Below are 26,095 nucleotides of genomic sequence, written 5' to 3' on the forward strand. Positions count from 1 at the left end.
ATGCCGATCATTCACGACCCCGATCTTGCCGATGTATTGATGAGTGCCAGCGCCGACGACGTGGGCCTGTTGATAGATGTGATCACCGACAACGGCAAGGGCCGCATCTCCCTGTCATCTTCAGTCTGTCGTCAGTTGATGTCCGACAAGGACAAGGGTGTCGGCGAGTCGACCCGGGCTATTTTCGCCGAGGAGCTGACCCGCTTTGGCGGCAACTCACTGGTCAACCTGTTCCGCGGTGGCAGTGGTGTGCCGTACCGCGAGCTGTTGGCTGATGTGGCCGGGCACGTCGGCGCGAAGAACAAGGCGAGCGCCAGCTGCGCCGAGATGGAAATGGCGATCATCACCAAGGTATTCGCCCAGTCCCTGGCGCGGATGAGCGAGGAAGACCGCAAAACACTGTTCGAATCCCTGGGCGGACTGGCGTACCGACCCGGCATGGGGCCAGGGGCATTGGCGGCTTTGCTGGCTTCACTCGGTAGTTCCGGGTTGGCTTCCTACAACGTGGCGGCGGTGGTCGCCAGCGCGACCATGAGCAGCCTGGTAGGGCGTGGCGTGGTGCTGGCGGGTTCGAGCACCCTGGGTCGTGGTCTAGCAGTGCTGGCTGGCCCGGTGGGCTGGGCCATCACCGGGATCTGGACGGCATTCGACCTAGCAAGCCCGGCGTACCGGGTCACCGTGCCCTGCGTCATCCAGATCGGCCATATGCGCCAGAAGATGTTGCTCAAACCCACCTGTCCCGGTTGCCACGCGATAGTCGCGGTCGGCGCCAACTTCTGTGGCAAATGCGGGATACGACTGGGCGCCTGATGCTCACTTTAGACGACCAAGGAGTGAGTCAATGAACCCTGTGATTTCCCCTCTCGAATTTCTCCTGACCAACGTCATCTGCTTCGCCGCTGGCGCGGCCACGGTGGTCGCGCTGAACCTTGCGGCGAAAGCCGTGCATGCCTCCGGCAAACGCGCCGCGCAGAGCGCCACCTGAACCAACGGATTGAGTAGGAGCGAGAACCGTGTACAGCAACCATCACGCCAAGCGACTGGTATCCCTCAAAGGGGAAATCATAAAGATCAATGCAGACATCCAGAATCTGCGTGCCGACCTCGAATGGTTCGAGCGATTCGACCAGGAGAGCAACCATAGCAGGCTCGCTCAGTTGCAACGGGAAACTCTCGCCGCGCGGGAGCAGCTTGCAAGGGTGGAACAGAGCATCAAGGCCAGCCGCGCTGAGCTGAACAGCGCCAAGGGCGTTGCCGAGGCGGGCTGGTCGCCGTTGCACTGGTTTTCCAGTGAACGGCGCGTGGCTGAGCGCCAGGTCAGCACCCTGCAGGAGCGGCTGTCGCAGTTCAAGAGTCGGCTAGAGGGCTTGGTATCCGGCCTCGGCGAAAGCCAGCGGGAGGAGCTGTGCCTGAGCGCCAATTCGCGGCGTTACCGGGGCTTCGATTCATTGCAGGCCAAGGCCACCATCACGCAACTGGACAACGACGTGCAACGCCTGCAGGGCGTCGCCGACGAAGTCAGAAAGGCCAGCGCCCACTGGGAGGCTGTGGCCGGAGAGGTGTATCGCAATTGGAAAACTACTCATGACCAGTTGCGGGCGACGGAGCGGGACATCATCGATGCCCAGTGCTTCATCAACCAGTTGGACAACGCGCAAAGCCCATTCGATAGAAAGATGGTCCATGACGATTGCGAAGCTCGTTTTGGTGCCGGGCAGCGCGGTCCGGATAGAGTGTTGAAGGACCGGCAATTCCACCAGCGCAAACTGGAACGGGAAGAGGAAAAACGCAAGCGGCGCCTGCGCGACACCATTCGCCTGCTAGAAAACGAAATCCGCAACTTGGTGGTAGATGGCAATAATCTTTGCTACCTGAACGAAGCGGGCGGAAAACGGCGCTTCATCGGTCTGGAGGTGCTCAAGACACTTGTGCCTCACCTGGCTGCGACTTATGGCGTGACCTTGGTCTTTGATCCGGGCATCCGCCGCCAGCTCGATATGAGCGACAACGCACTCCAAGCGATGTTTCCGCAGGCCCGGGTACTGGTTATGCCGCCCACCCTCACCGCCGACCATCCGGTGCTGGTCGCCGCGGAGTTCGATGTCGAGACCTATGTGATCAGCAACGACCACTACAGCGATTACCCGGACATGGCTGCGGTCCGAGAGGATCGGGTACTGCATACAGTGGTCCATCGCGACTCCGTGCAGATCCCGCAACTGCAGGTATTGCAGCCTTACTGATGCCCCACGTGACCGGTGCCTACCGGTCATGTGCAACCCACGCCTGTGCGCTTGTACAGGCTAGCAACGAGTCAAGAAAGATGGATCTGAAAGGCCACCTGCTGTACATCGATATCACCCAAATCTGCGGCATCGGTTGCACGTTCTGCATGTACGCCGACAAGCACAAGACGGGGATGAGCATGGAGTTATCGAGCCTCGCCCGGGAGAACCTGACGGCGCTGATCAACGCCCCCGACGTCAAGCGCATCTCCATCAGCGGAGAGGGCGAACCCCTCAACAACGCCAGGGTCTTCCACGAGATTCTCGAGCTTTCCCAAGGCGGCAAGCGTTTCGAGTTCATCACAAGCGGCTTCTTTCCCCACGAGAAGATGGCGGAGTTCTATGACACCACCAATCGCATCGTGGTCAGCCGCGGCGACACCTGCAATATCCGCCTGAGCTCGGATAGCCACCATATCGACAAGGTGAAATGGCGGGCTCATGGCTTCAGTCTGGATTACCTGCGACGAAACAGACCGGCCGGGCTGAGCTTCTCGTTCCGCTCGATCGACACTGATCGGGAGTTCACCCGCGACTACTTACGGGAGGAACTGGCGCGCTGGGGCCTCGACGCCGAGATAGTCCCGGGCAACGCCCTGGAAGATACGCTGGTGGTCGGCGAGGAACGGTTCGGTATCGACTACAAGAACCTTGTCCACCCGGCGGCCGACACGCCACCAGGTTACCTGGACCTGCATGGCTACATCGACGCGATCGAAGCCCGGGTCAACAAGCGCTTCACCCTCGGCAGCCTCAACCCGCCTCCCCACGCCAACGGCATCGACCTGACGGTGAAACCTAATGGTGACGTCTATCTGTACGGCATCGAGCACCAGCGCCTGGGCAATATCCACTTTGACCGGATTTGCTGGGAGCGACTGGCCAGCCATGTACGCGACACGCCCCTGGTCCGCGCCCTTTACAGCCAACCGCTGAGGGACCTGCTGGCGCGTCTCGACGACCTCGAACTGGTGCACAAGATCCTGCGCAAGGCGAATAACCCCTACTGGCTGGTCAAGGAACTGGCTAATCACGATGGTCTGTTAGAACGAATGGTGCCGGCATGATCGACTCCCACAGCCATACCTTTTATTCCAAGCATGCCGTCGGTACGGTGGATGAGTTGGTGCGGGCGTCAATCGCGGCCGGAGTGAAGATCCTCACCATCACCGACCACGCGCCGTTCCCGGTGGACAGCGACAATCGCCTGTTGGAGGCGGAACTGGAGCGCTATTTCGCCGATATTGAGCGGGCACGACAGGAGCACCAGGGGCAGATCAAGATCCTGCGCGGACTGGAGTTCGACTACATGCCGGGTGTGGATGCCTACAACCGCGAGATGCTGGCCCGGTACGAGCTGGATTTCGCCATCGGCTCGATCCACTACGTCGAGTTGCCGGGCGAGACCATGGCTAAGGTTTGGGAGTTGGCCCGGTTGTCCGCCCCGGCCTTTCTCGACCGTTATTTCGCCCATCTGCAAGCCTTGCTGGAGTGCGGGCTGTTCGACGCAGTCGGGCACGCCGACACGCTGCTGCGCGGCGTGGCGGAAGACGTAGTGCTGCGCCGGATGGAACCGCTGCTGCCGCTGTTCGCCCGCAATGGTGTGGCCTACGAACTGAATGCCTCGGGCATTCGCAAGTCGAGCCTGTTGCCCGGTTCGACTCGTGAGGTTCAGGGTGTCTGGAGCTATCCATCACGCACCCTGCTGCCCCAACTGATCGCCCACGGCGCGGCCTTCACCATAGGTTCAGACGCCCACGATCCGCTGGACGCGGGGGCAGGTATCCGCACTTTGGTCGACGAACTGCAACCGCTGGGCCTGGACCGGATCAGCTACTTCGAAGGGCGTCGACGCATCGACATGCCCCTAGACTTCTTCAGCCTGTCGTCCGGCACCGATACAAGGATTGTCCCGTGAACTCCCGATCGATTGACTGGAAACTACTCGCCAAGGCGCCTGTCGACGAACAGCTGGCGCGCTTTCGCGAGGCCGTGGCCCGGCCGCAGGCGGAGGACGTAAAAGGAGGTCTGCGCGCATTCGCTTGCGGCTTGCTTGCGCAAGACCTGATCGATATGGACAGCTATGTCGCGGTGCTCGGTGGTCATGCCCTGAACTGTCTGACGCCCGACTGCACCAACGGATTCCGCGACATGAGCAATGGCGCAAGCGCCTCCGCGCTGACATCCATCTACAGCCGTGCCAAGTACGGCAGCCAGAAGGACATCCGTTTTCTAGCCGGCCTGGTGATCAACTATCTGGAGCGGCAGCTGGATGACCCGGCATCGCACTGGGCACGGCTGTTCACCAGCGCGCGGGAGCTCAACGACAATGTGGTGCTGATGACCACTGGCTGGCGCAACGTGCCTTCGACGGCCAACGTGCTCTACGACATCGTGGTTGAGGAGATAAACATCAAGCTCGCCCATATGGGCCTCCCCACCCTGATCAACGTCAAGCTGCCGCGCATCGCCCCTCCTTGCGAGAACTACGCGAGCCTGAGTGCTGAAGAACGCGAGCGGGTCAATCTTGTCCAGGACCATGTGATACCCGCGGAGAACTTCTATCGCTGGAGCGGTGTGCACGTCATCTTCGGCGACGATGTACTGGTGACGGGGTCGACTGCCGACAAGGTGTTGCGTGAGTCCCTGCTAGCCGGTGCCCGCTCGTTCCAGGCGATCTACCCGGTTGCCATCGATCCGCGGGTCGCCCTGGCGGATGCCACCGTCGAGGAGCGCCTGAACATGGTGGAAATCAGCCATCAGCTGGACGACACATTGGCCAAACTGCTTGGGGCCGCGGATTACCAACCGATCCTGCGCACGTTGCGTCTACTGTTTTCGACGGACAACTACCAAGCCTTGCCGGCATTCCTGGCGCGGGTGCCGGCGGCCAATTGGTTGCGGCTGTACAAGGCGGCCCTGGGAAACGAGTTCCTGCGCCAGGCCGAATGCATACCCTCGCTGACGCTGCTGCGGCATTACCTGGAGAACCTCGGGCTGCTGGGCAGTAGCGGCGTGACGGCAGAGAGGGCCCCGTTGTGCGTGTGAACTACGTGAGCTACTGGGAAACGGCGGCGGGGCAGTGCATGCCGCCGTGGATCGCCTTGGCTCTGGTCTCCATGCAGCGTGCGCTGGGGGATCATTTCACCCTGCTAACCCCGGACAGCCTGGAGCATTGCATAGATGCTTCTATCCTCGGCAAGGATTGGCGCTTCGAGCCGCTTACCTTCAGCATGGACAAGGGGATCGAGGCGATCGTCGCCAGGAGCGACTTCATCCGCATGGCTTACGTTCATCGCCATGGCGGGGCCTGGATCGACGCGGACAGCATCCTGCTGCGCGACCCGACCTCCCTGTTGTTCCCGACGGGACTCGACGAGCGACTGCACTGGCACAGCGAATGCCTGTTCGCCTCACTGCCGGGAAACGCCGATCTCGCTGAGGCACTGGCGACCGGGCTCGCGGTCGAGACACATGCCTGGGGCAACCCGGGAGGGATCAAGGAGCTTGTCGCCAGGTCGCCGCATCAGCTGGTGCCAATTTCGCCCTCGGTATGCGACCCGGGTTATCGACCGGTTTACAACTTCGACAGTTGCGCGGTGATGAGGCGCACGGACATTGCAGTGAGTGATTTCCTGCTCCATGACGTAAGCCTGCTGAAGCTGTACAACACCTGGTTCAAGCGGACAGTGACACGCGACGAGTCGGTGGCGGAATTCCTTGACGAGGGTACCCTGCTGTCACGCATCTTCCTGCATATCCAACCCGATCGTGGCTATTGGCTGGGGGAGAGTGAGCGCTTGATCGAACGCTGCGGCTGAGGGTGTTCAGGCCAGTTCCACCGCATGCGCCGGCAGGTGCACGCGGCAACGTTGGGCCCCGTTTAGCTCCAGGCGAGTCGCGATCACCTCGTGCACCGTCGGGGTCTGCCGGTGTGGCGAGCCGTGGGCGACGTACAGCCAGGCCGGCACGCGGTGGGCAAGGTGGTCGAATTCCAGCTCGATGCGCAGCAAGTCGAACACCTCACTGGTACGTCCGCTCGGTGTCCAAGCCAGCGGAGCGCTGCGGTGATGAGGATGGATCAAACGCAGCGGTCGTGACAGTTGCAGGTTCAGCGTGCCCGGATGGCAATCGGCGACTTCAGGAAAAGACTGGCTGATCAAGGGCAGCTGGCGGGCCAGCGTGCCATTGGCCACGCCCAGGCCTGAAACGATATGCGCATCCACTGCGAGGGCCGCATCGATCGACTCTTGGAGCAGTTCGGTGACGGGTTGAATCACGTCGACATCAGTGAATTCGTTCAAGTTTTTCCTGCCGGTATGCGGGTACTGACGTGGTTCCTGGCGGCTGAAGACAACCCGGGTACGGGGGGAAAGCGGCGGCAGCCAGGGATTGAAAAAGTTACTGGCTGGATAGATCGCGACCAATGCCGCTTTAAGTCCGACGGCCATATGGACAATGGCGGTATCGACGCTGACAACCACCCCGGCCCGCTGGATGGCACCCGCGACCGCGCGGGGCGTATCCAGTTCGAACAGTGTCCGGACGTTGCTGCGGGCGATGGCGTGCTCGAGTTGCAGTGCCTCGGCACGGCTGGCGGGACTGCACAGAATGCCAATATGGTGCTGCGGCCAGGCATCCGCCAGTGCACGGACCAGCGAGAGCGCTCTGGCGAACCCAAGGCTTTTGTCAGGTCGGCTGGCATAGGGATTGACCAGGATGTGCGCGACGGTGTTGCCGTCCTGTCGTTCGGGAAGCGGGACGATATAGTCGCGGTTGATCCGGGTCGCCCCGAGATCGAGCAGGACCCGGGCGTAGCGCTCGACCACGTTAAGCTGGGCGGTGGCTTCACCCAGTTTGCCGCTGACGCAGTGTAAAGCATCGTCCAGCGAGTAAACCCGGGCAGGTTTAAGCAAGCGGATGAACAGTATCTCGAGGGGCTGGATACGGCCAACTAGGTGGACCAACACATCTACCGATCCCAATTCGCGTACCAGTTGGCCCATCCCGGTCAACGTGGATGGGCAAGTGACGGGGATGACCCGGTCGACGCCGAAGTCGAGCCGATGCAGGGCGACCAGCTCCGGTACGGTGAGCACAGTGAGCCGGGCACCGAGCTTCTGCGCTTCGCGAAAGAAGAATGAAGAAACGATCGCGTCGCCCAGTTTGGCGTCCCAGCGGGGAAGCACGATATGCAGGGGTTGGGCAAGGTCGCGACGTGCCAGCTGGCGGTCCACCAGGCAACGCATCAACAGACGTGCCATAGACTTCCGATGGTTTTGCAAAATCGGCATCAGCTCACACTTTCGGGAATAGCTGGCGATGATATCTATGGCATGGGGCCGTTGCCAGTACTGGCCTAAGACGCGTGAAATATGCCGATGAGGCAGGGCTTTGCGCTCTTATCTCGGCCACTCGCAAAGTCGATACCTACCGACGAAAGCGGCCACGCTTTCGCCTCTGCCTTCGCACTTCATTATTCAAAACTCAACATTACAGATGAGGGAGCTTTTTCACCGAACAGCTTCTCTTGGCGCTTTTTCTGGACCTTAATTGCTCTGTTGCTGATCTCCCGACTTATCGTCGGCATAAAGGCCGTGAAGATGGCTGTTGGTGCTATCGAGGCTTCGGACCATATGTCAAAACGGCCATCGACGATCTTCATAAACAGAATGGACGCGCTCCAGAAATCCTCCTGCCGTTGGGCATTTAGCATCTTTTCATACCAAGTCTTTGCCCAAAGATTCCTTGCATACGAATCGCTCGCAGTTGAGTGGGCCTTGCCAATGAAACCCTCGGTGCCGTCGAAGCGAGACAGAACCGCCTCAGCGTGGACGCTATCGTCGCAAAAGCCTGCAATCATGAGCGCAAGTGCTGTCTCGTACGGCCGGTCCGTGGCAAGAAGTTCATCAATATAGGTCTGTAGAATTGCCACCTTTCCGCAGAGATGGGCTGCGATGACCTCGCGCGCGATGTCGCTGTCGCTTTGCGGTGTTCGTAGGCGCCTTTTGCATATGTCCACCATCGCCGCGTTAGCAGTGTTGCTCCATAGGACAATGGTCTCTACAGGGATTTTTGCAGCGCCGGTGACACGACGTATGGTCGGGCCCAATGCCAAAATTCGGGTAATGAACTCAGGTGCTAAGAGATTGCCGCTGGTGCCGAGTGCGACCGCTACCTGCAGGGCGACGTGGTGAAGATGACGGAGCTTTCGATCGGAGGTGGCGACCAACATCCGGAGCCAGCGCTGATCGCGATCAGCATCCTGTCCGATGATCGATTTGATGCCGTCGAACGTGAGGTCGGAGAGTATTAGGTCTGCTTCAACAGCCGTAAGCTCACCGACAAAGCGTTCATAGGCATTGTTCATGCGGCGTTGGCGCTCGTCGAACTGTTCTTCCGTTTCCGAAAGCCGATTCATCTGGGATGCGAAGTCGTTTTCCGATGGAGCCCGTTCCGCTAACGAAACTAGGGGAGGCGCGAGGTCGGACACTGTCGGCGCCCCAGCCTCAATCTCCGGCAACTCCACATCCCCCTCATAGTCCAATGCTTTCACAAGCGCGGCTTCGATGCGAGCGGCGATGGCATCATTCTGTTCGGCAGGTAGCGTTTCGGCGGCGAACCCGTAGTGGGACACGTTCATTCGATCAAGCGCGGACTCCGTCTCTATCAGGCCCGCTTCCAACGCTTTCAATATCGCGGTGGACCCGTGCCACTCCTCGAAGCTGCTGTCGCGCTTGTTCGGCTTTTCAGCGCTCCATCCACTATCTATGACTTCCTGTAGTAATGAGGTGTCACCGCTCGATGCGGCGAGGGCGAGCGCTTCATGCCGGAGATTTTTTAGTGGAGATCGGATGAAGCCTTTGACAATACCGACAGCGCGCGGTGTGAGCGGCGATTTAGAATAGTGGATTGAGGCAAGAACCGCTGTCTGCGCATGCTGATTTCCGCTCTGCTGAACACCCTCCAGCACCTGTTCCACTTTTTCCGGTTTGGCGCTGCGCACGCATGAGAGCAGCTCCAGTAGGAGGGTCTCGCCCTGCATTTTTATGATCGCGTCGAGCTGCTCGTCGGCGGTAAAATGCGGCAATGCGATGATCGCGGAAAACTGTGCCGTAAGGAATTCGTCCCGATCGTCTTGCCCGTCTTTATGCGACGCGGTGCTAGCTACACTGGCCGAAAGGAAGCGCTGGGCAAGGTCTTTTGTGAGGGCCGCACTATGCCGTAAAAGCATCAATACGCCCTGAAGTCGCGCATGCCCGCTACGGCCGAGCACTTCGCTCGCGAGTGCTCGGTGCGTGTGTATCGCGTCAGCAGGTACGAAGCGTGCGACACCGGCCCGAGCGCCGCGGAAGTAATGTTCCTCTTGGGCCATTCCCCGGCTCATGGCAATTTTTTCTGGGTCAATCTGTCGATAGTTTTGGGCTGTCGCGATAACGTTCTCTGGTTCAACGGTATCGGGATTGCAGGGATCAACAGCGCTGTATTTTTCTTTTATAGACCAGCCTTCAAAGCGTTCTTGGTCGCGTGTGAGTTCACCGCGGATACGGGCCCCCTCTTCGGCGTCGCCGACATCCCCGGTGCCGTACAGGATGCCAACGCGTGTCCACGCCCCCACGCTGGACGAGTGTTCCGCCAGCAGCGCCTCCAATCCCTTCAGGATTGCTGATCGAGTCTCCTCCCAATCGGCGCGGTTGTAGTGAAGAAGCTGCTCGAATTCTGCATAGGGCACCGACGTTGATGAATTGAGTGCGGCAGAAAACCGCCAACGGACAAGATAGGTTGCGATCTCTTCTAGCGGCATACCAGCCAGAAGATAGAGAGCGAAGCGACTTATACCATCGAACCTAGGGTGCGGAGCGATTACGAGGTTCCTAGTCATGAAGGATCGCTCGGCTTCAGTGAGGGCAGCCTGACGTACTTGAATGTTAGCCAAGACTTTATTGCGCTCTTCGTCAGTATGAGTGACAGATCCATGGCCCGACGTCCGGTGCATCCCTCGTTCTGGTGCAAGCGAATAGAAGGAAAGCCAACGCTTCGTAGATTCCAAAATGTGCTGCCAAATTCCCGGCTCGTCGCGCCGGTTGAGTAGCGCGTAAAGCAGCCACTCTTTGCTGGCGATGTGTTCTTGAGACAGGTATACATTTTCAGCGGCTTGCAGGAAAGCGAGCGGGGCCGATTTTGCTAGCACGGCGAAGGCGTCGGCCTGGCTGTTCGGAAGATTCTGCAGTGATACGAATTTTTCGATCAGCGCGGAGCGTATCTCGGGGCTCGTTTCATCTTCAAGGCAAGCGATCTGCGTTGCGAGCAAGATAACCTTGGCCGTTTCATCAAGTGCGCTGATCGGTTCCAGTATTGTCGCTAGCTTTTCTCGCGGGTCGCGTTCGTTGCGCAACTCGAGTTCGAGTTGGCCGACGAGGTAGAGCGCGAGTGCCAGGTTTAGACCATCGAGTTTTATCTCATACTGTGATGCGCTTCCTTTCACCGAGGAGAAGAACCGGCTCGATGCAACAGCTTCGAGTTGGGCTTCTTGGACGGCATCGAACAGCCTAAGATCATCCGTATTCTGCGCATTCGCTCGAGCCACTACCTTAGCTGCGAGGTCTTTCAAAAGGTCGGCGAATGCGGGCGCCGAAACTGTAGCCGCTCCGTGCTGCTCCATTCTGCGCATATGCTCAAAGAGCAGCCGCCCGACGCTTAGCTCATCCAAAAGCTCGATGGCCTTGGCTTCTATCAGCTCAATAGCGATACCAAGAAGTCTGGGATTCCGAACGGATTCGAGAACCTCAATTCTGGTGTTGGAGAAGTCGATGCCGCGACTTCCCAATATCTGTTTCACGTCATTGATGGACCACTCGGCCAGCGTGATCGTCCTTACTGCACAAAACAGCGTTTTTTTGAGATACGCCCAGTGCGGCGTACGGGTGGTGACTACCAGGCAGCCGCCCAGTTCCTTTAAGCGTAGCGCGGCGCGATCGAGCCAACGCCCCCAATTCGACTTGAGCGGCTGGTTGAGCCCGTCCGCTATGAGGGCTACGCGGACGGAGCTTGCCGGAGTGTTCGTGCGCCAGTCTTTAAAACGGCGCCGCCAGCGCGCGATCACTTGCGGCGTAACATTTCCATCTGTCTGATAGATCAGTTTGCGAATTAGGAAGTCATCAAAGTCTTCTGCATCATCTCCGGTCAAATCGTCAGCAGGACACAGAACGAGAAGTGATTTGGGATGGGACAGATTCCAGCTCTGGACAGCCAGCCAGGATTTTCCGACTCCCTCTTCACCGACAATTGCGTAGATTTCGCTTTCTGGAGCTCCGGAGAATGCCTTTGTAAGAAGCGCACGCTCAGGTCGGTCGAGTGCCGAAGGGCCGGACGGATCAAATGGGGAGAGTGGTTGGCCGAGCTCGGCGCGCGCCTGCACTTTGTCTGTGAACAACCGGCCCAGCCATTCTTGGTTGAGCGTCTTGGCGTGGCCCAACCCAACGTCTGTGGCGAGTGATTTTCTGAGCGCACTCAGCCTTGAGGGATAATCCCCGTGTCTTTCAAAGTGGTCGATTGCTTTGATAGCGGGTGCGATAAGGACCGAGCCAAGTTTTCCGGTAAGTCCTTGTTCGATAAATGCTTTGGATTTTAAACCTGCCGCAACAGTGGCTACGAGCAGTGCCCCGAGATCGTTATTTGACCAGTCCAATACCGTGAAGCCGAAGCCGTTCTTGGCCGAAAATTTCCGCCCGTCTTCGACTGTTTGGGATGCCACCTCGCATGTTGCTCCGAGTATCCAGAGATCCACCACCCCGGTGTCGTCGTTCGCAACGTCGAAAAGCTTCGTCGAAATATCGTTCTTCGAAAGGCCTTCTTTGTAGCGTTTGCCCTCGAAATATGTGGCCCCGCCATCGAACGCCGAATCGCCGTCTCGTCCTCGCTGTGTACCTGACTTTGCGAGACGGAAAGATTGTCCTGTAATTTGACCCAGTACGACTCCGAGTAACCCTTCAAATCCTTCTGGGCCTGAAGGATCGAGGGCTAAAAGGGCGTCCTGTAGAGCCTTCGCGTGCGTTTTATCTGCTGTGTTCATGCTGGAATGACGGTTCCACAAGTGTTGCAGCCAATGGAGTTAGGGGGCGTAGCTTTGTGAACGAGCCCCATGAAAGACAGGACACCGTTTCCCCCTTACGATAAGGGATAGGCAAACGGTTATGTTTATGACTAATAGCAACGATAAGAGTGGGGAGCTTTTGGGCCAGGAGCGGCGACGCCGCTGGAGTCCAGAGCAAAAGCTGGCCATGGTTCGCGAGAGCCTTGAGCCAGGGCAAAGTGTGTCGGTCGTCGCTCGACGCAACGGCATCAATGCCAACCAGTTATTCCTGTGGCGCAAGCTGTATCAGGACGGCAGCCTGTCGGCGGTCAGTGCTGGCGAAGCCGTGGTGCCGGCCTCCGAGCTGAGCGATGCGCTCAAGCAGATCCGTGAACTGCAACGGATTCTGGGCAAGAAAACGATGGAAGCCGAAATCCTCAAAGAGGCCGTGGAGATCGCCCGGTCGCGAAAATGGATTGCGCACTCACCCTTGTTGCCGGGGGACGACCAGTGAAGCTGGTCAGCGAATGTCTCGGTGTGGCGCGCTCGCAATTAACGGTTCGAATCAAGCAATCGGTATCGCCCAAGACACGGCGAAGCAGACCTGTGGACGACGCTGAGTTGGTGGTTGAAATCCAACAGCAGGTCAGCGAGTTGCCCAGCTATGGCTACCGTCGTGTCTGGGGATTACTGCGTCGGGAACGTGAAACCCATTCGCTGCCGGCGATCAATGTGAAGCGGGTTTACCGGGTCATGCGTGATCACAACTTGCTGCTGGAGCGTCGACTCAAACAGCCCGGCGTGCCGCGTCGGCACGAAGGCCGTATTGCCGTGAAAACCAGCAATACGCGTTGGTGCTCGGACGGCTTTGAGTTCCGCTGCGAGGACGGCGCCAAACTGAGCGTGACCTTCGCCCTCGATTGCTGTGATCGCGAAGCCATCGGCTGGGTGGCAAGCCCGACCGGGTACAGCGGCGATGATATCCGCGATTTGATGCTGGAAAGCGTGGAGAAGCGCTTCGGTGATCAATTGCCCACCACGCCGGTGCAATGGCTAAGCGACAACGGCTCGGCGTACACCGCCGAACAGACACGCCTGTTTGCTCGGCAGATCGGTTTGCAGCCGGTGACCACGCCAGTTCGCAGCCCGCAGAGCAACGGGATGGCGGAGAGCTTCGTGAAGACGATCAAGCGTGACTACGTGGCGCACATGCCCAAACCGGATCGGGAAACGGCGTTGCGTAACCTGGCAATTGCCTTCGAACATTACAACGAGCAGCATCCGCACAGCGCTTTGAAATATCGCTCGCCGAGGGAGTTCAGGCGCTTGGCGGCAGCATCAATTTAACAGGGAGTTGGTGTCCGGTTTTGTAGGGGCAAGTCCACTTTGTCAGGGGAACGCTTTGCTCCACCTCTTGGCTAGGCTCGGAAGAAGTGTCGGTTGCAGAAGACAACTTTCCGGACCTCCGGCTTTTAAAAGCAAAGAATGTCTCATACTGGCCGATTTCTACCTGTCGCCATCGCCAGCTTTGGGTCGATTGTAGCTGGTCGCGAAAGGCAGGAACCGGTCAAATGCAGACATTGGCTGTCGGCTCTACGTGTTTTGGCCTTGAATTTGATTGTTACCTGCAAGGTACTAGGGAGGTCAACGCCATCCGCGTGGTACTGCGCGGTGGACTGCTGCTGCAAGTTCCGACAAACGATGGAAGCAACGAGCCGGGAGGCGACGGACTGTTGACCGATGTCGAGTAACACGAATTATTACTTCATTCCGCCGCCTCTAAAGAAGGACGGGGAATAACCAGCCATGGATGCCCATGGGGTTTCATCAGGCACTTGAGTGAGTGACCGTCCCTGACTTCAACTTGTGAATCAGGATGTTGTTGGAAAATTTCGTCTAAACGTCACGGCCAGGGGTTGATATGACATCAACTCTGGGGGGGCACTTTGGAGTGCCCTAAATAGTCTAGTCACAACTTAGCGACTAATGGCCTATGGACATCCCCTTGGCAATTGGCGACATTGGCAATTACCACCAGGTGAGCGCACCCCAGCACACCTGCCAAACGTTAAGTTGAAGGGATGAGATTTAATGTACTTGAGAAAGCTAGAGATTGAGGGCTTCAAGAGTTTCGGCAGGCGTTTCACGGTTGAGTTTCATGAAGGGTTGAACGTATTGGTTGGGGAAAATGGGGCGGGCAAAACGGGCGTGATTAACGCGTTGCGTCAGCTGTTCCAGGATTCGGAGTCGGGTAAACGCTCGATCAACGAGCGCGATTTTCACAAGTCGTTCGAGCTAGACGCGGTGCCCGCCCCCAGTTTCGCCATCACGGCGACGTTTGGCGATCTCAGTGTTTTCGAGAAAGTAGCTCTCGACTCCTGGTGTGGTGAGCAGGACGAAGCGGTGCTCAATCTGACCGTGCTCAACCGCGAGTTGCGCGGTCGCTACAGCCAGGAGCTCTGGGGGGCGCAATCAGGACGGGGGGCTTCAATCAACAGACGCTAGAGCTAATTCACTGCATCTATTTGCCACCGTTGCGTGATGCGGAGCAGAAGCTGCGAGAGGGGCGACAGTCCAGATTATCCCGGCTGATGAAGGCATTGTGCAAAGACCAGCTACAGGCATGTGCTAAAACCAGAACGTTGCATCCGCTTGAAGTAAAAGTCGCCGACTTCAATTCCCAGCTAGCGGCTGAACAAGACATTAAACGGGCGAATGACCTGATCTCCAGTAGTCTACGCGCCGCCCTCGGAGAAAGGTTGTCGCAAAACACCACGATCCAGTTTTCGGAATCCAACTTCACCAGGATCGTCGAAGGCTTGCGTTTGCTGTACTTTCCGAACGCGTCATCCGCCGAACTGTCGCAGTTCCGCTCGCTGGATGAAAACAGCCTTGGCTACAACAATCTGCTCTACATCGCCTCCATTCTCGCCGAGTTGGTCGTCGAGGATGGCGAGGGGCCGGGGGAGCGCACACTGCATAAGCTGCTGTTGATTGAGGAGCCGGAAGCTCACCTGCATCCGCAACTGCAGATCAGGCTGTTAAAACACCTGCAGGAGGTGGCCCTCAACAAGAATATTCAAGTAGTAATCACTACCCACTCTACTGTTATTTCGTCGGCCGTCTCCATCAACAACATTATCCATATCAACGGCGGAGCCGAACCACTCGCCGTTCCTGCGCGTTTTTGCGGCCTAGCGGAACCGAGTCGGCGATTTATCGACCGCTGGCTGGATGTCACCAAATCCAACCTGCTTTTCTCGAAAGGCGTCATCCTTGTCGAGGGCGTGGCAGAGGCCATTGCACTGCCGGAGCTGGCGAAAATCGTGCTTGCTAATCGCGGCCAAGGACTGAACACCCTGGAAGACTACGGGGTGTCCGTCATCAATCTCAACGGCATCTATTTCGCCCATTTCATGCAGCTGTTTTGTGAGGTCGATGGGCAGTTACGAAGCCGTAACCTGCCTATTCCCTGCTCAGGTCTCACCGACAACGATCCGGCCAAAACCCACAAGGTGCGGGTGCAGGAGCAGTTGGTCGACGTGGCTATCAAACCGTATCCAGGGAATTTGGCCGCAGGAACAAATCCCGCGCTGGGCCTGATTCCGACCATTGCGACATCCCAATACGGGCGCTTGTTTAGTGGCGTCCTTAAAACTTTTGAGTATGACTTGGCGATGACGGCAGGCAATCTGCAATTGATGCTGCAGGTGGCGTATGACAACTGGCCCACCGATGGCTCCGTCAAGGCCGCGTTCAAGGAGATGCTCGCGGCCGACTTTGTGGCCCTGACCGAGGTGCAGAAAGCCGAATATGCCTACGAGCTTCTGGAGCGTATTGATTCTACCAGCATGGGAAAGGGGCTCTACGCCCAGCTACTGGCCGACAAGCTCGAGCAGGGTGACTGCGTCTTTGCCGTACCGCGCTATATCAAGCAGGCCATCTGTTGGGCGTGCGCTATTGCTGAGGAGGGATCTGAATGATCTTTCCGAGCGACGAGCAACGGGCATATCTCGGCTCCTCCATTGACGATAATATTTACTTGGAGGCTTGTCCAGGGAGCGGGAAAACCGAGGTAATTGCCGCGAAGGTGGCACGCGAAATCGAGGATTGGCAGGGCTATCCGGGAGGAATCGCACTGCTGTCGTTTGCCAACAGCGCGGCCAATGAACTGAAGAGCCGGTTAATCGCTCATCGGCAACGGGCTCCGTTGGCCTACCCGCACTGGGTGTCGACGATTGACAGCTTCATCCTCAATTGTGTCGTGGCGCCCGTGGCCCATCGGCTCACCGGATATGCTGGCAAAAACGGCGACTTCCGGCTGAGGTTGGTCGACGCCTCGTCAACGGTGTACTTCAAAACCAAATACGCCATCGAACACATCCGCGTTTCCGCCAATCAGTACGACTTGGATCTAGCAACGGGTAAGTTTGTCTTCCGAACGGGGGAGCCTGGACTGGACCGCAAGCTGAACGCCGTTGTATTGGCCGATTGGCAATTGCGTGACCTTAGGGAGGCCAAGACACGTTTCAAGGCGGCAGGTTTTTCCACATATAGGGATGTTGAACATCTCGCCATCCAGATCTTGCACGAGGCAAAGTTGTCCGCCTTTTGCGCACGACTGGCCCTGCGATATCCATTTCTGGTGATCGACGAGTGTCAGGACCTTTCGGTAGAGCAGTTAACCATCTTGGAGGGTTTGCTCGGGCTGGGCGTGAAAATGCACATCGTGGGGGATCTCAACCAGTCGATCTATGGATTTCGCCATGCAGATCCCGCACGTGTCATGCATTTCATTCGAGCTCATGGATTCACCGGTCTGCAGTTGTGTCAGAATTTTCGCAGTTCTCAGGCCATTGTCGACCTCTGCTCCGAACTAGTACCGGGGAGCAAAATTCACGGCAATCCAACGATTCAATCGGCTGCGCCAGTGATTGTCGAGTATGACGATTGTCCCTCGGAAGCGATGCCGCTGTTTATGAGCCTCAGTGACAGCTACGCGAACCGGGTGATCGTCTCGCGCGGTCATTCGACACTGAGCCGGTTTTGCAGCGGTGCCAATGACCTGAACGATACCGAGCGTTTGGCACTGGCCTGCGCCTTGGCAGGTAATGATTCGGCATTCGCCATCCAGAAGTCGCTTGCGCTGTTTGGAGGGTGGCTGGCCAGCAAGTTGGAGTATTCAGTAAAACCCAATTCCTTCCACTGCCCTGTGGATGTCGAGTCCGAGTTGGAGTGGCGTTTATTTCTTCATCAGGCGTTGGCATTTGTCACAAGCACAGGCGCCTTGGTCGCAGGTCAGCACTGGCGCGGGTGGTGCAGGGTCGCCAAAGCTCGTCTTAATGAACTGCCAAAGCAGGCCTTTGTCATCGCCGATATTGCCGTAGCAATTGCACCACTGGTAGCACTTGGATTGCGCTCCCCAGCGGGGCTCGGTGAGCAATTGGTCACTCAGAGACTATCGTTGGTGGCGTTGCAGCAGAGCAGCATTCGGTTGGCAACAATTCATGAGATCAAAGGCGAAACCCACGAAGCGACAATGCTGGTCTCAGCTTCCAGGCGAGGGGATCAGTCACATTGGGCGGATTGGATTGGTGATAAGAATTTAGAAGCGGCAAGGCTCGCCTATGTGGCGAGTTCGAGGCCCAGAAATCTCCTGGTCTGGGCAGTCAAGAAATTGAAAGCCGCAGAGCGAACCACACTTCAGCGGCTCGGATTTCATATAGCTCAGCGATAATCCGTCAGTCAAAAAACGTCGCGCTTGGATAATGTTTCGCAGGGGCAACGGATTCGCTGCTACCTGCAGTCGTTTTCATGTCTGATTGTTTCTCAATACCGTCCTGCCAGGTGGCTGTGTATCGAAAGTAACAATGATTAGCGGGCTCGCGGTTTGAGGCGTTCACTTTCTTCCCCGGAGCAGCCTCGCACCGTTTCCGCCGCGCAGATCGGAGGGTGGACGCCATAGTGGCGTTTTGCTAATTTTGTTCTGGATCAGTTCCATTTCAACCGACAACGCGGGCAAGCCAGCACATGCGCACGATTTTGAAATACAGGACACGGGTCGGCACGTTCTACATTGCTCAAGCGGTAGATGGCAGATTTCATCCAATGTTCGATCACGAGAGTCTAGGTAGTTATCAGAGCATCCTGCACGCCATTGATGACTTGTTAAACGACGCCACCAGCTCCGTACTCCATCCAGAAACGTTTGAACTGGTGGACACATCCACCCTCGGACTACCGGATGATCCTCGAGACTGGGAACGGGTATAGGTTCGTTCAAGTAGGGTGCCACCGCCACGTGGCCGGCCAAATTGAAAGTGCCGCTGAGCGGCATCAATCACCAGGCTCAAAAGTCAGTACCCAATTCGAGAGTCTGGGCAAGTAACGAGCTCGACACTCTGACAAGTTAGTTTCAGCTCCCGAATATTGAGTCGCGAATCTCTGCAACTGGATCATTGCTCACTATCGCGGGGCGCTCAAATACTCTATAAAAAACAAGCAGGATCCACACAGCAAATGGACTGAAAATGACAAAAGAAATTGAACGGAGTCTCGAGGAAATCCATCGCCAGTTGAAAGGAGACGAGCGAGATCTGTCTAGCAATTCTGTAAAATCGTTAAAATACTATGTGCGTAGCATCAGTCATCGTTTGACGGAGTTTCTAATCGCGCAAGAACGGGAGCAGCACAAGCATCGTTATAATCTCAGTTGGGCCATGGGGGGGATCGGTATAGTCGGTGTACTCTTGGCCATCGGTCAATGGGGAAACAGTGATATTGAGTGGATAGAGCACCACCGATTAACGCTGCAATTGTGGGGCGTGACGCTGTGTACGATTTTTGTTGGTGTATCGCTGGAACGATCGGCCTTAGTCAAATCGCTATGGGGTTTTTACATCACAAAATTTATCGTGTCGATTATCTTGTCGGGCGTCATATTTTATGCTCGAGGTCGAGCGGCAGGTTTAGTTAACAGTGTTTTTCATGTTGACGCATCGGCATTCACTGTCACATTGGTACTGACTACAGGGCTCGTGCTCTTTAAGTTGTTGATCCCCTTTGTATTGGCTTTGGCAACGATAACTGCCTTGGCTCATTTTCTGATTATTTTGACCTGGGTTAAAGCCAAGTGGACGGACCGCGATGTAGAACTACCGCCGCTGTTTTCGTTATTGTTCATATGTGTGTCCAGTGTGATTTTGCTTTTTGGTTCGGGCTGGTCGAAGGAAGAACTGAATGACTCAAGAATTTCAGAGAAAATCTACCTGATGGCCCATGCACTTGATTTCAATTACTCGCATGAGTGCGCCAACGTGAAAGCCTCCAAGCCGGTCGTTTTTCTTGGGAACACACAGGAGTCCGTATTGGTCGCGCCTTTTGCTCTAGAGGATTTTGACTTTGGCACCTTCTTTGAAGCATCTGTGGTGATACCTACCGACTTTTCTCGACAAAAGTGTGAGTACAAACCCCTCAAGGTCAACGACTGAGACGTTACCCCCATGCAGATGTGCCTTTTCATCAACAACCACGAATGTTTGAGCTCTCGCGGTCGGATACGTCACGCAGGCCAATTCGGTTAGAAGGACGCCCAATGCTTGAGACTTAGCTGATCAAGTGATTTTGGAGAGAATACAAAAAAGGGCCCTTTGCCGGCCCTTCGTCATGAACGGTCTTCAGGACAACTGCTGCACACCGATGAGCGACTAGAGCGCTGCCTCTGGGCTGCGGCCAAACACTCGGTGGTATTCAGCCCTGGCGGTCTGTTCAGTGAACTCGCCTGACCACTTCGACACCACCACGTTTGCCACGCTGTTGTCGATGGTGTTGCAGGTGGCGATCGCCATCGACCATGAAGCGGTAGACGCCGAACAGCAGCGCCAGACTTTCCACCGGCAACAGGCCGATCGCCGTGACCGTTGCGGCAAACACCACGAAGCTGCCACCGAACACCGTCGCCGCCCCTTTGGAGGTGACCAGCATGATGGCGATGGTGCCCAGGCGTTGTTCCCAGCTCATCGGCACGCCGTAGGCGTTGACGATGAACAGCACTACAGCGACATGTAAATGGACATGCCGTCTAGGTTGAAGCATGACCGGTGGGTAGCACCAGCACTAGGTTGATCAGCACCATCAGCACCGCCGACCAGTTGCTGCCGATCGCGTACGCCTCCGAGCCGAACGCGCCGAGTGGGGCGAATTTCATGATCAGGTTGATGAACTCGAACGCCTACGTTGGACAGGCTTCGTTCTTAGATCACTGGCAATCAATCCTGCTAGATGTCGACTGCATTGTGACGGGCTGGCTGTTCTGCGCTCCTCGCGAAAGGAATCGGATGGCCTTGTGGTTTTATTAGATGACCGCGCTTCTGCTGTGCTTCATCCAACACAAGCAGGCTTACCGAGCATTCAGCGCCTACGAAGCTGTGCTTGATCTGCGGGTCGGGCTGCTGTCGCTATCGTTGTGGGAGGATCAAAATATGACCCACCAATCCTTGAGCTCGCTTCTCTAGTGTCTAAAGCTAGGTTCCTATGAAGCCGCTGGTCGGCGTTTGGGGAGAGGCGGGGAGGCGGGGGTAGTATCGGGTGTTTATCTAACCGCTCCACGAGTCGTACGTACATATCAACCCGACATGAGTACAAGAAGGTGAACTGGCCTAATGATTCTGGACACTTCAATCGGGCGCTATGATGGCGCCCAAATCTGAGGTGTTTGGATATGCGTAAATCTTATTCCAGTGAGTTCAAGCTCAAAGCTGCCAGCATGGTGCTGGACGAGGGACAGTCGGTCCCTGAGGTCTGTGCCAGCCTGGATATTGGCCCTACGGCCTTGCGCCGTTGGGTCGATCAGGTTCGAAAAGAGCGCTTGGGGTCGACCCCGGAAGGGGCCAAGGCGATTACCGCTGATCAGCGAGAGATCCAGCAGCTCAAAGCCTTGCTCAGACAAAAAGACCTGGACATTGAAATCCTAAAAAACCGCCTCCCCGGCGCTCCGCGGCCCATTGGATTAGAAACACTGCGTTCTACACTGATCTTACTGGACAGTGGTCGCTGGCTTTTTGGAGGCTTAGTCCCCGTCAAAAAACTTGACCCAGGGGAAGCTGCGGACCCGTTAGTGGTGGCACGTTCCGTGACCCCGTTTAGGAAGGTGATTTGATCCGAGTCCCCGTCCAGTTCAACTTGACTGGAGGTGCTCATGAAAAAGCATGATCTGAAGCAGCGTGGGTTACCGGTTATTCATGATTACGCAGCCGGCATTGATATTGGCTCACGCTTTCATGTGGTGGCCGTTCCTGCAGACCTGGCCAAAGAATCCGTTCAAACTTTCCAGGCCTTCACTGCCGATCTCGAGCGCATGGCCAACTGGCTGGTAAGTCTTGGGATAACGACGGTCGCCATGGAATCAACTGGCGTTTACTGGATTCCGGTTTACGAAATACTGGAAGCGCACGGCCTTCAGGTCGTACTCGCCAATGCGCGTGATGCCCGTGCGGTGCCAGGGCGCAAAACCGATGTGAATGATGCACAGTGGATTCAACGACTCCATGCATGTGGGCTGCTTCGAGCCAGCTTTCACCCTGATCGTGAGATTTCGGCTTTGCGCAGCTATTTGCGGCTGCGGGAGCGTCATCTCGATTATGCCGCGGCGCATATTCAGCACATGCAAAAAGCTCTCACGCACATGAACCTGCAATTGCATCACGTCGTCGCCGATATCACCGGCTTGTCGGGGATGCGGATAATTCGCGCCATCGTCGCAGGCGAGCGCAACCCCTCCTCGTTAGCGGCGCTGAGTGACAAGCGCTGCAAGGCAGGTGTTGATGTGATTGAGGCATCGCTGGTCGGCAACTACCAGCCCGAGCACGTTTTCGCTTTGACGCAGGCGCTGTCCATGTATGACGCTTATCAAGCGCAGCTACTGGTTTGCGACCAGCAGATTGCACAAACGTTGATTAAGCTCTCGCAGGAAAAGACATTGCCCGCTGAGCCGCTGCCAAAACCACGGCATAACACTCGGCAACCCAACGCGCTCAATTTCGATGTACGTACCTTGCTCTATCAACTGGTCGGTGTTGATCTGACCCAGATCCACGGCATCGGCCCCTACCTGGCTCTTCGGCTGGTCGCCGAGTGTGGCACGGATCTGAGTCGATGGCGGACTTGTCACCATTTCACTTCCTGGCTCACCCTTGCACCCGGCTGTCGCATCAGTGGCGGCAAGGTACTTTCGGCCCATACCCGCAAGACCAAAAATCGAGTGACCGCCCATCTGCGCTTAGCCGCAGTGACGGTCGGCAGAACCAATACCGCATTGGGGGCGTTTTATCGGCGGCTCGCGGCGCGAATCGGCAAAGCCAAGGCGGTCACGGCTACCGCTCGAAAGATCGCGATCCTGTTCTACAACGCCATGCGTTTCGGCATGAATTATCAAGACCCTGGAGCAGATCACTATGAGCAAAAATATCGCGAGCGAGTCGTCAAAGGCCTACACCGACGCGCGGCTGAGTTTGGTTTTACGCTGCAACCACTGGAGGGTGTTTCTTAGGAAGGCCAGTGCTCTCCTGCTTTTGGACTCCAAAGATCATTCTCGTTGATCAATGAGCTGGACGAGCAGTACGGCGTCAACAATTGCTGTCGGGCGTTTGGAGTCAACCGCAGCAGCTTTTACGCCTGGCGTCAGCGCCAAGGCAAGGTGAAGCCTGAGCGGGAGAAACTGAAAGCCATGCTGGTCGAGCATCACAAGGAGTCCAGAGCGTCCGCGGGGGCTCGCACCCTTTCCAAGGAGCTGCAAGCAAAGGGGCATCGCGTCGGGCGGCATATGGCTCGCAGCTTAATGCGCGAAGCCGGTGTTGCCAGTCATCAGCGACGTCGGCACAAGTACAAATCTTCCGGTGTGGAGGCCCTGGTGGCGCCGCATGTGCTCAAGCGCAAGTTTGATGTCACGGCGATCAATCAGGTGTGGTGTGGCGATGTGACGTACATCAAGGTGGGTAATCGCTGGATGTATTTCGCAGCGGTACTGGACTTGTTTGCACGCAGGATCGTGGGCTGGTCGTTTTCCATGATTTCCGATGCCACGCTGACCTGCGAAGCGTTGCGAATGGCAGTTCAATTTCGAGGCCGTCCAAAAGAGGTGCTGTTTCATTCCGATCAAGGTTGCCAATACACCAGCCACAAATTCAGGAATGAGATGCGCAAGCATGGACTCCTGCAAAGCATGAGTCGCAAAGGTGAGTGCTGGGACAACGCCCCGATGGAGCGTTTCTTCGGTAGTCTGAAGTCAGAATGGGTGCCGGAAGACGGCTATAGCTCGGAACACGAAGCTCGGGTGGATGTACAGCGTTATGTGATGCGTTACAACAACGTCAGGCTCCATAGCTACAACGGCTATCGGTCGCCAGTAGCTATGGAGAAAATGGCGGCGTGAAACCTTAACTCGTGTCCAGAATTACTTGACCAGTTCAAAGGCCGGTGCTAAGTCGGCGTTATTTCTTAGACACTGTTTCCGCTCTTTGGGGACGAATCTCGCTCGTTGGCGATGAGAGCGGGGGTAGTGAACTGCCGTTGGGGATCGTTAGAAGCTCTCACCGTGTCGTCGGGCACCGCGCGGATAATTTGATACTTCGGCACGCTTCGGGGGAGTCATCGTCGAGCGGCTCGACGAAACTGCGCTTCCCTTGCCTTTGTTTATCGCCAGCGTCCGTTTACAGCCACCCCAACGTGTGCAAGGTACGGCGGTTTTTCTCACGGCGCGGGCCGATGCCGTTCCGCACGCGTTATTGCACAACCTGCTGCATAACCAAGTGCTCCATGAACAGGCGGTATTGCTGACCGTGGTTTCCGAGGACAGTCCTCGCGTTTGCGCAGGCCGTCGCTTTGAGGTTGAGGCCCACGGCGAAGGGTTCTTCCGCGTCAGCCTCCATTTCGGTTTCATGGAGGAGCCTGACGTGCCGCTGGCGTTGAGTCAGTGCCATCTCGAGCAACTCGATTTCAGTCCTATGCGAACCACTTACTTTCTCAGCCGTGAGACGGTGATCCCAACCAAGCGCATTGGCATGGCTCGGTGGCGCGAAAACCTGTTTGCGTTTTTGCTGAAGAATGCCAACAGCAACCTGAAGTATTCAAGCTGCCGTTAAACCGGGTGATAAAGCTTGCTACGCAAGTTGAGATGTAAGGGACCATATCCTGGGAGACGGGCGAATCGACGAATTTAAGCCAGGCAGGTAGGTATGGAATGCTCCTTTCAGCGCTTATTCGGACCACCAACTTTTTTCCACTTGGCCGTAGTGTGAACCACTGAACCAGCTTTCCAGCTGCACGTCCAAATTGGTGATCTGTGCGAGATTTTCCTGGAGTGGATCTAAGAGGTTAGCTTGCTTGTGAGCCCAATCAATCCATCTCTGGGCCATTTCGGGGTCTGCTAGAGAGGCAGATCTAAGGCTGTCTTCAACACTCTTTATGAACGCCCGTAAGCGCTCGGCGCGTTCCCAGCACTCCGTATGCTTAACGAGTGACCGCCTGAGACGACGCTGTGTTTCTGCTTCTCGGACACGTTCAAGGCGACGTTTCTCATTTTCAGCCCATTCACGATTTCTTGCCTCCTCTTTCTCTCGAAGCGCCTTGATGGAGATTGAGGCGGACGTGAGGCCGGACAAAATGCTAGGTAGTTTTTTCTCGAGCGGTGCGGTCTTGGTGTCCTTCCAATTTTTCCGCTCCCCATAATCCATCCGCGCTTCAATCTGAAAGGTCAGCTCACCCGTTGAGGTCCACTCAAACTGTGGCCTTCGCAGAGACATAAAATCAGGTTCCCAAGGAGCACCGGGGCGGCGCTTGGGGGAGGCGGGGGCGGTATCGGATGTTTGTCTAAGCGTTCCACGAGTCGCATGGCTATGGGCTCGTCGTTAACAGTGACAATGGTTTTTCCTTCAGCATTGATCTTCCATGCATAACCTTCAGCTTCACCTTCATTGATTAGTGCATCGAACAGGATTGCGCAGCGTTCGATCAATGACGAGGAGATCATTGCATTCAAGACACGCTTGCCTGCGTAATCGAGGTAGCCATCTTTGAGCTTTGCTGCCTTTGCGCTTTTTAACCACTGACTCACCAGAGCGTGGGGCTCGGTCAATTGAGACGGGACTTCAATCATCCGCTGGACTGTAGGTGAGTTTGTCTCCGCATTATTCGCAGCGGGTAGGGGGGCATGGTCGAGAACTTGGAATTGGATCACGCCCTCAATAGCAGGAGGCTTGGGTTTGCGTGGTCGCTGCTTTTCCTGCTTCGCCCAGTAGCCACGGCCAGGGAGAGGGATGCCGGCTTTGCGGCAAGCCTTGGCGACAGCAACGTCAGACACACCGATGTCCTGAGCCAATTTGACCATCGGCGTTTCCCATACCTTTTCGAACAGTTCCGCAATGGTGAAGGTCACTAATGTGTACATGCAGTCTGCCATCCCAATCTATCGCGAGTTTAGGTCAACTCGGTCGGAGCGGATGTTAAATTTCAGAGAATTTTGGGCACAAGCAGTCCACATGGCGGGCGTGTTACGCTGGTGCTGAAAGGGCATCATCGACTCGGTCGGTGCGTGCTCGCTCGTGAAGAGATGAGCCTGCCGTCCTTCACGGACCGACGCGTCATCGTCATCTCGTAAACCATCGCCTAACTGTCCAGACCGGACGCTTCCGGTCCGGTTGGCTATGGATAGAAGGAAATGGCACAGCCCGGAGTCACCCCTTCT

General features: G+C 56.6%; 19 protein-coding genes and 3 pseudogenes. 17 read left to right on the top strand and 5 right to left on the bottom strand.

The features are described 5' to 3' along the window. From KI237_RS09050 to KI237_RS09080, 7 genes are all read left to right on the top strand, one after another. Positions 1–810: a ubiquinol-cytochrome C chaperone family protein gene (locus KI237_RS09050; protein WP_198799710.1), complete on the top strand. Its 810-nt coding sequence runs from the start codon at positions 1–3 to the stop codon at positions 808–810. Positions 811–841: 31 nt separating this feature from the next. Beyond that, on the top strand, positions 842–985 hold the full coding sequence (locus KI237_RS09055; RefSeq protein ID WP_164488184.1) for a hypothetical protein: 144 nt from the start codon (positions 842–844) through the stop codon (positions 983–985). Between the two features lie 28 nt (positions 986–1,013). After that, positions 1,014–2,243, top strand: coding sequence for an AAA family ATPase (locus tag KI237_RS09060; RefSeq protein ID WP_212799531.1), 1,230 nt, complete (start codon positions 1,014–1,016; stop codon positions 2,241–2,243). An 80-nt stretch (positions 2,244–2,323) separates the two neighbouring features. Then, positions 2,324–3,352, top strand: a complete 1,029-nt coding sequence (locus KI237_RS09065; protein ID WP_212799532.1) for a radical SAM family protein — start codon at positions 2,324–2,326, stop codon at positions 3,350–3,352. Further along, complete coding sequence (locus tag KI237_RS09070; RefSeq protein ID WP_212799533.1) at positions 3,349–4,203, top strand: histidinol-phosphatase; 855 nt, start codon at positions 3,349–3,351, stop codon at positions 4,201–4,203. The genes KI237_RS09065 and KI237_RS09070 overlap by 4 nt, the downstream gene beginning before the upstream one ends. Then, on the top strand, positions 4,200–5,333 hold the full coding sequence (locus KI237_RS09075; RefSeq protein ID WP_212799534.1) for a hypothetical protein: 1,134 nt from the start codon (positions 4,200–4,202) through the stop codon (positions 5,331–5,333). The genes KI237_RS09070 and KI237_RS09075 overlap by 4 nt, the downstream gene beginning before the upstream one ends. Then, positions 5,330–6,106: a glycosyltransferase gene (locus KI237_RS09080; RefSeq protein ID WP_249410710.1), complete on the top strand. Its 777-nt coding sequence runs from the start codon at positions 5,330–5,332 to the stop codon at positions 6,104–6,106. The genes KI237_RS09075 and KI237_RS09080 overlap by 4 nt, the downstream gene beginning before the upstream one ends. Before the next feature lie 6 nt (positions 6,107–6,112). Here KI237_RS09080 and KI237_RS09085 read toward each other — a convergent pair whose 3' ends face one another. Both KI237_RS09085 and KI237_RS09090 read right to left on the bottom strand, forming a co-directional pair. Beyond that, positions 6,113–7,579: a glycosyltransferase family 9 protein gene (locus KI237_RS09085; RefSeq protein WP_212799536.1), complete on the bottom strand. Its 1,467-nt coding sequence runs from the start codon at positions 7,577–7,579 to the stop codon at positions 6,113–6,115. A gap of 182 nt (positions 7,580–7,761) precedes the next feature. Next, on the bottom strand, positions 7,762–12,357 hold the full coding sequence (locus KI237_RS09090) for an NACHT domain-containing protein (RefSeq protein WP_212799537.1): 4,596 nt from the start codon (positions 12,355–12,357) through the stop codon (positions 7,762–7,764). Between the two features lie 127 nt (positions 12,358–12,484). Between KI237_RS09090 and KI237_RS09095 the strand changes: the two genes are divergently transcribed. The 6 genes from KI237_RS09095 (at position 12,485) to KI237_RS09115 (ending at position 19,847) form a co-directional block, all read left to right on the top strand. Further along, a protein-coding gene (locus KI237_RS09095; protein ID WP_376741864.1) for an IS3 family transposase occupies positions 12,485–13,704 on the top strand; the annotation gives its coding sequence in 2 pieces (ribosomal slippage) (positions 12,485–12,830 and positions 12,830–13,704; 1,221 coding nt in all). Positions 13,705–13,928: 224 nt separating this feature from the next. Continuing rightward, the gene (locus KI237_RS09100; protein ID WP_126587305.1) at positions 13,929–14,108 is read left to right on the top strand and encodes a hypothetical protein; all 180 of its coding nucleotides are present in this window, start codon (positions 13,929–13,931) and stop codon (positions 14,106–14,108) included. 340 nt (positions 14,109–14,448) lie between these two features. After that, entirely contained in the window at positions 14,449–14,862 is a 414-nt protein-coding gene (locus KI237_RS30395) for an ATP-dependent nuclease (protein ID WP_249410711.1), read from the top strand. A 29-nt stretch (positions 14,863–14,891) separates the two neighbouring features. Continuing rightward, positions 14,892–16,340 carry an ATP-dependent nuclease gene (locus KI237_RS09105; RefSeq protein WP_249410749.1) on the top strand — a complete coding sequence of 483 codons (1,449 nt, stop codon included), beginning with the start codon at positions 14,892–14,894 and terminating at the stop codon, positions 16,338–16,340. Beyond that, entirely contained in the window at positions 16,337–18,094 is a 1,758-nt protein-coding gene (locus KI237_RS09110; RefSeq protein ID WP_126587303.1) for a UvrD-helicase domain-containing protein, read from the top strand. The genes KI237_RS09105 and KI237_RS09110 overlap by 4 nt, the downstream gene beginning before the upstream one ends. A 793-nt stretch (positions 18,095–18,887) precedes the next feature. Then, entirely contained in the window at positions 18,888–19,847 is a 960-nt protein-coding gene (locus tag KI237_RS09115) for a hypothetical protein (protein WP_126587301.1), read from the top strand. A gap of 216 nt (positions 19,848–20,063) precedes the next feature. Here the strand turns inward: KI237_RS09115 and KI237_RS09120 are convergent. Then, positions 20,064–20,584: pseudogene (locus KI237_RS09120) on the bottom strand (cation:dicarboxylate symporter family transporter); the annotation flags it as partial. A 492-nt stretch (positions 20,585–21,076) separates the two neighbouring features. On the opposite strand from KI237_RS09120, the gene KI237_RS30400 reads away from it, so the two are divergent. The 4 genes and pseudogenes from KI237_RS30400 to KI237_RS09140 form a co-directional block, all read left to right on the top strand. Then, positions 21,077–21,514, top strand: a complete 438-nt coding sequence (locus tag KI237_RS30400) for a transposase (protein WP_249410712.1) — start codon at positions 21,077–21,079, stop codon at positions 21,512–21,514. A 39-nt stretch (positions 21,515–21,553) separates the two neighbouring features. Then, entirely contained in the window at positions 21,554–22,903 is a 1,350-nt protein-coding gene (locus tag KI237_RS09130) for an IS110 family RNA-guided transposase (protein ID WP_126587413.1), read from the top strand. 42 nt (positions 22,904–22,945) lie between these two features. Next, a pseudogene (locus KI237_RS09135) lies at positions 22,946–23,785 on the top strand (IS3 family transposase); the annotation flags it as partial. Positions 23,786–23,999: 214 nt separating this feature from the next. Further along, a pseudogene (locus tag KI237_RS09140) lies at positions 24,000–24,532 on the top strand (KUP/HAK/KT family potassium transporter); the annotation flags it as partial. Positions 24,533–24,608: 76 nt separating this feature from the next. Here the strand turns inward: KI237_RS09140 and KI237_RS30405 are convergent. After that, entirely contained in the window at positions 24,609–25,154 is a 546-nt protein-coding gene (locus KI237_RS30405) for a hypothetical protein (RefSeq protein ID WP_249410714.1), read from the bottom strand. Further along, positions 25,106–25,798: a hypothetical protein gene (locus KI237_RS30410; RefSeq protein WP_249410715.1), complete on the bottom strand. Its 693-nt coding sequence runs from the start codon at positions 25,796–25,798 to the stop codon at positions 25,106–25,108. The genes KI237_RS30405 and KI237_RS30410 overlap by 49 nt, the downstream gene beginning before the upstream one ends. Between the last annotated feature and the right edge of the window lie 297 nt (positions 25,799–26,095).

Source organism: Pseudomonas sp. St316, assembly GCF_018325905.1.
Taxonomy (GTDB): domain Bacteria; phylum Pseudomonadota; class Gammaproteobacteria; order Pseudomonadales; family Pseudomonadaceae; genus Aquipseudomonas.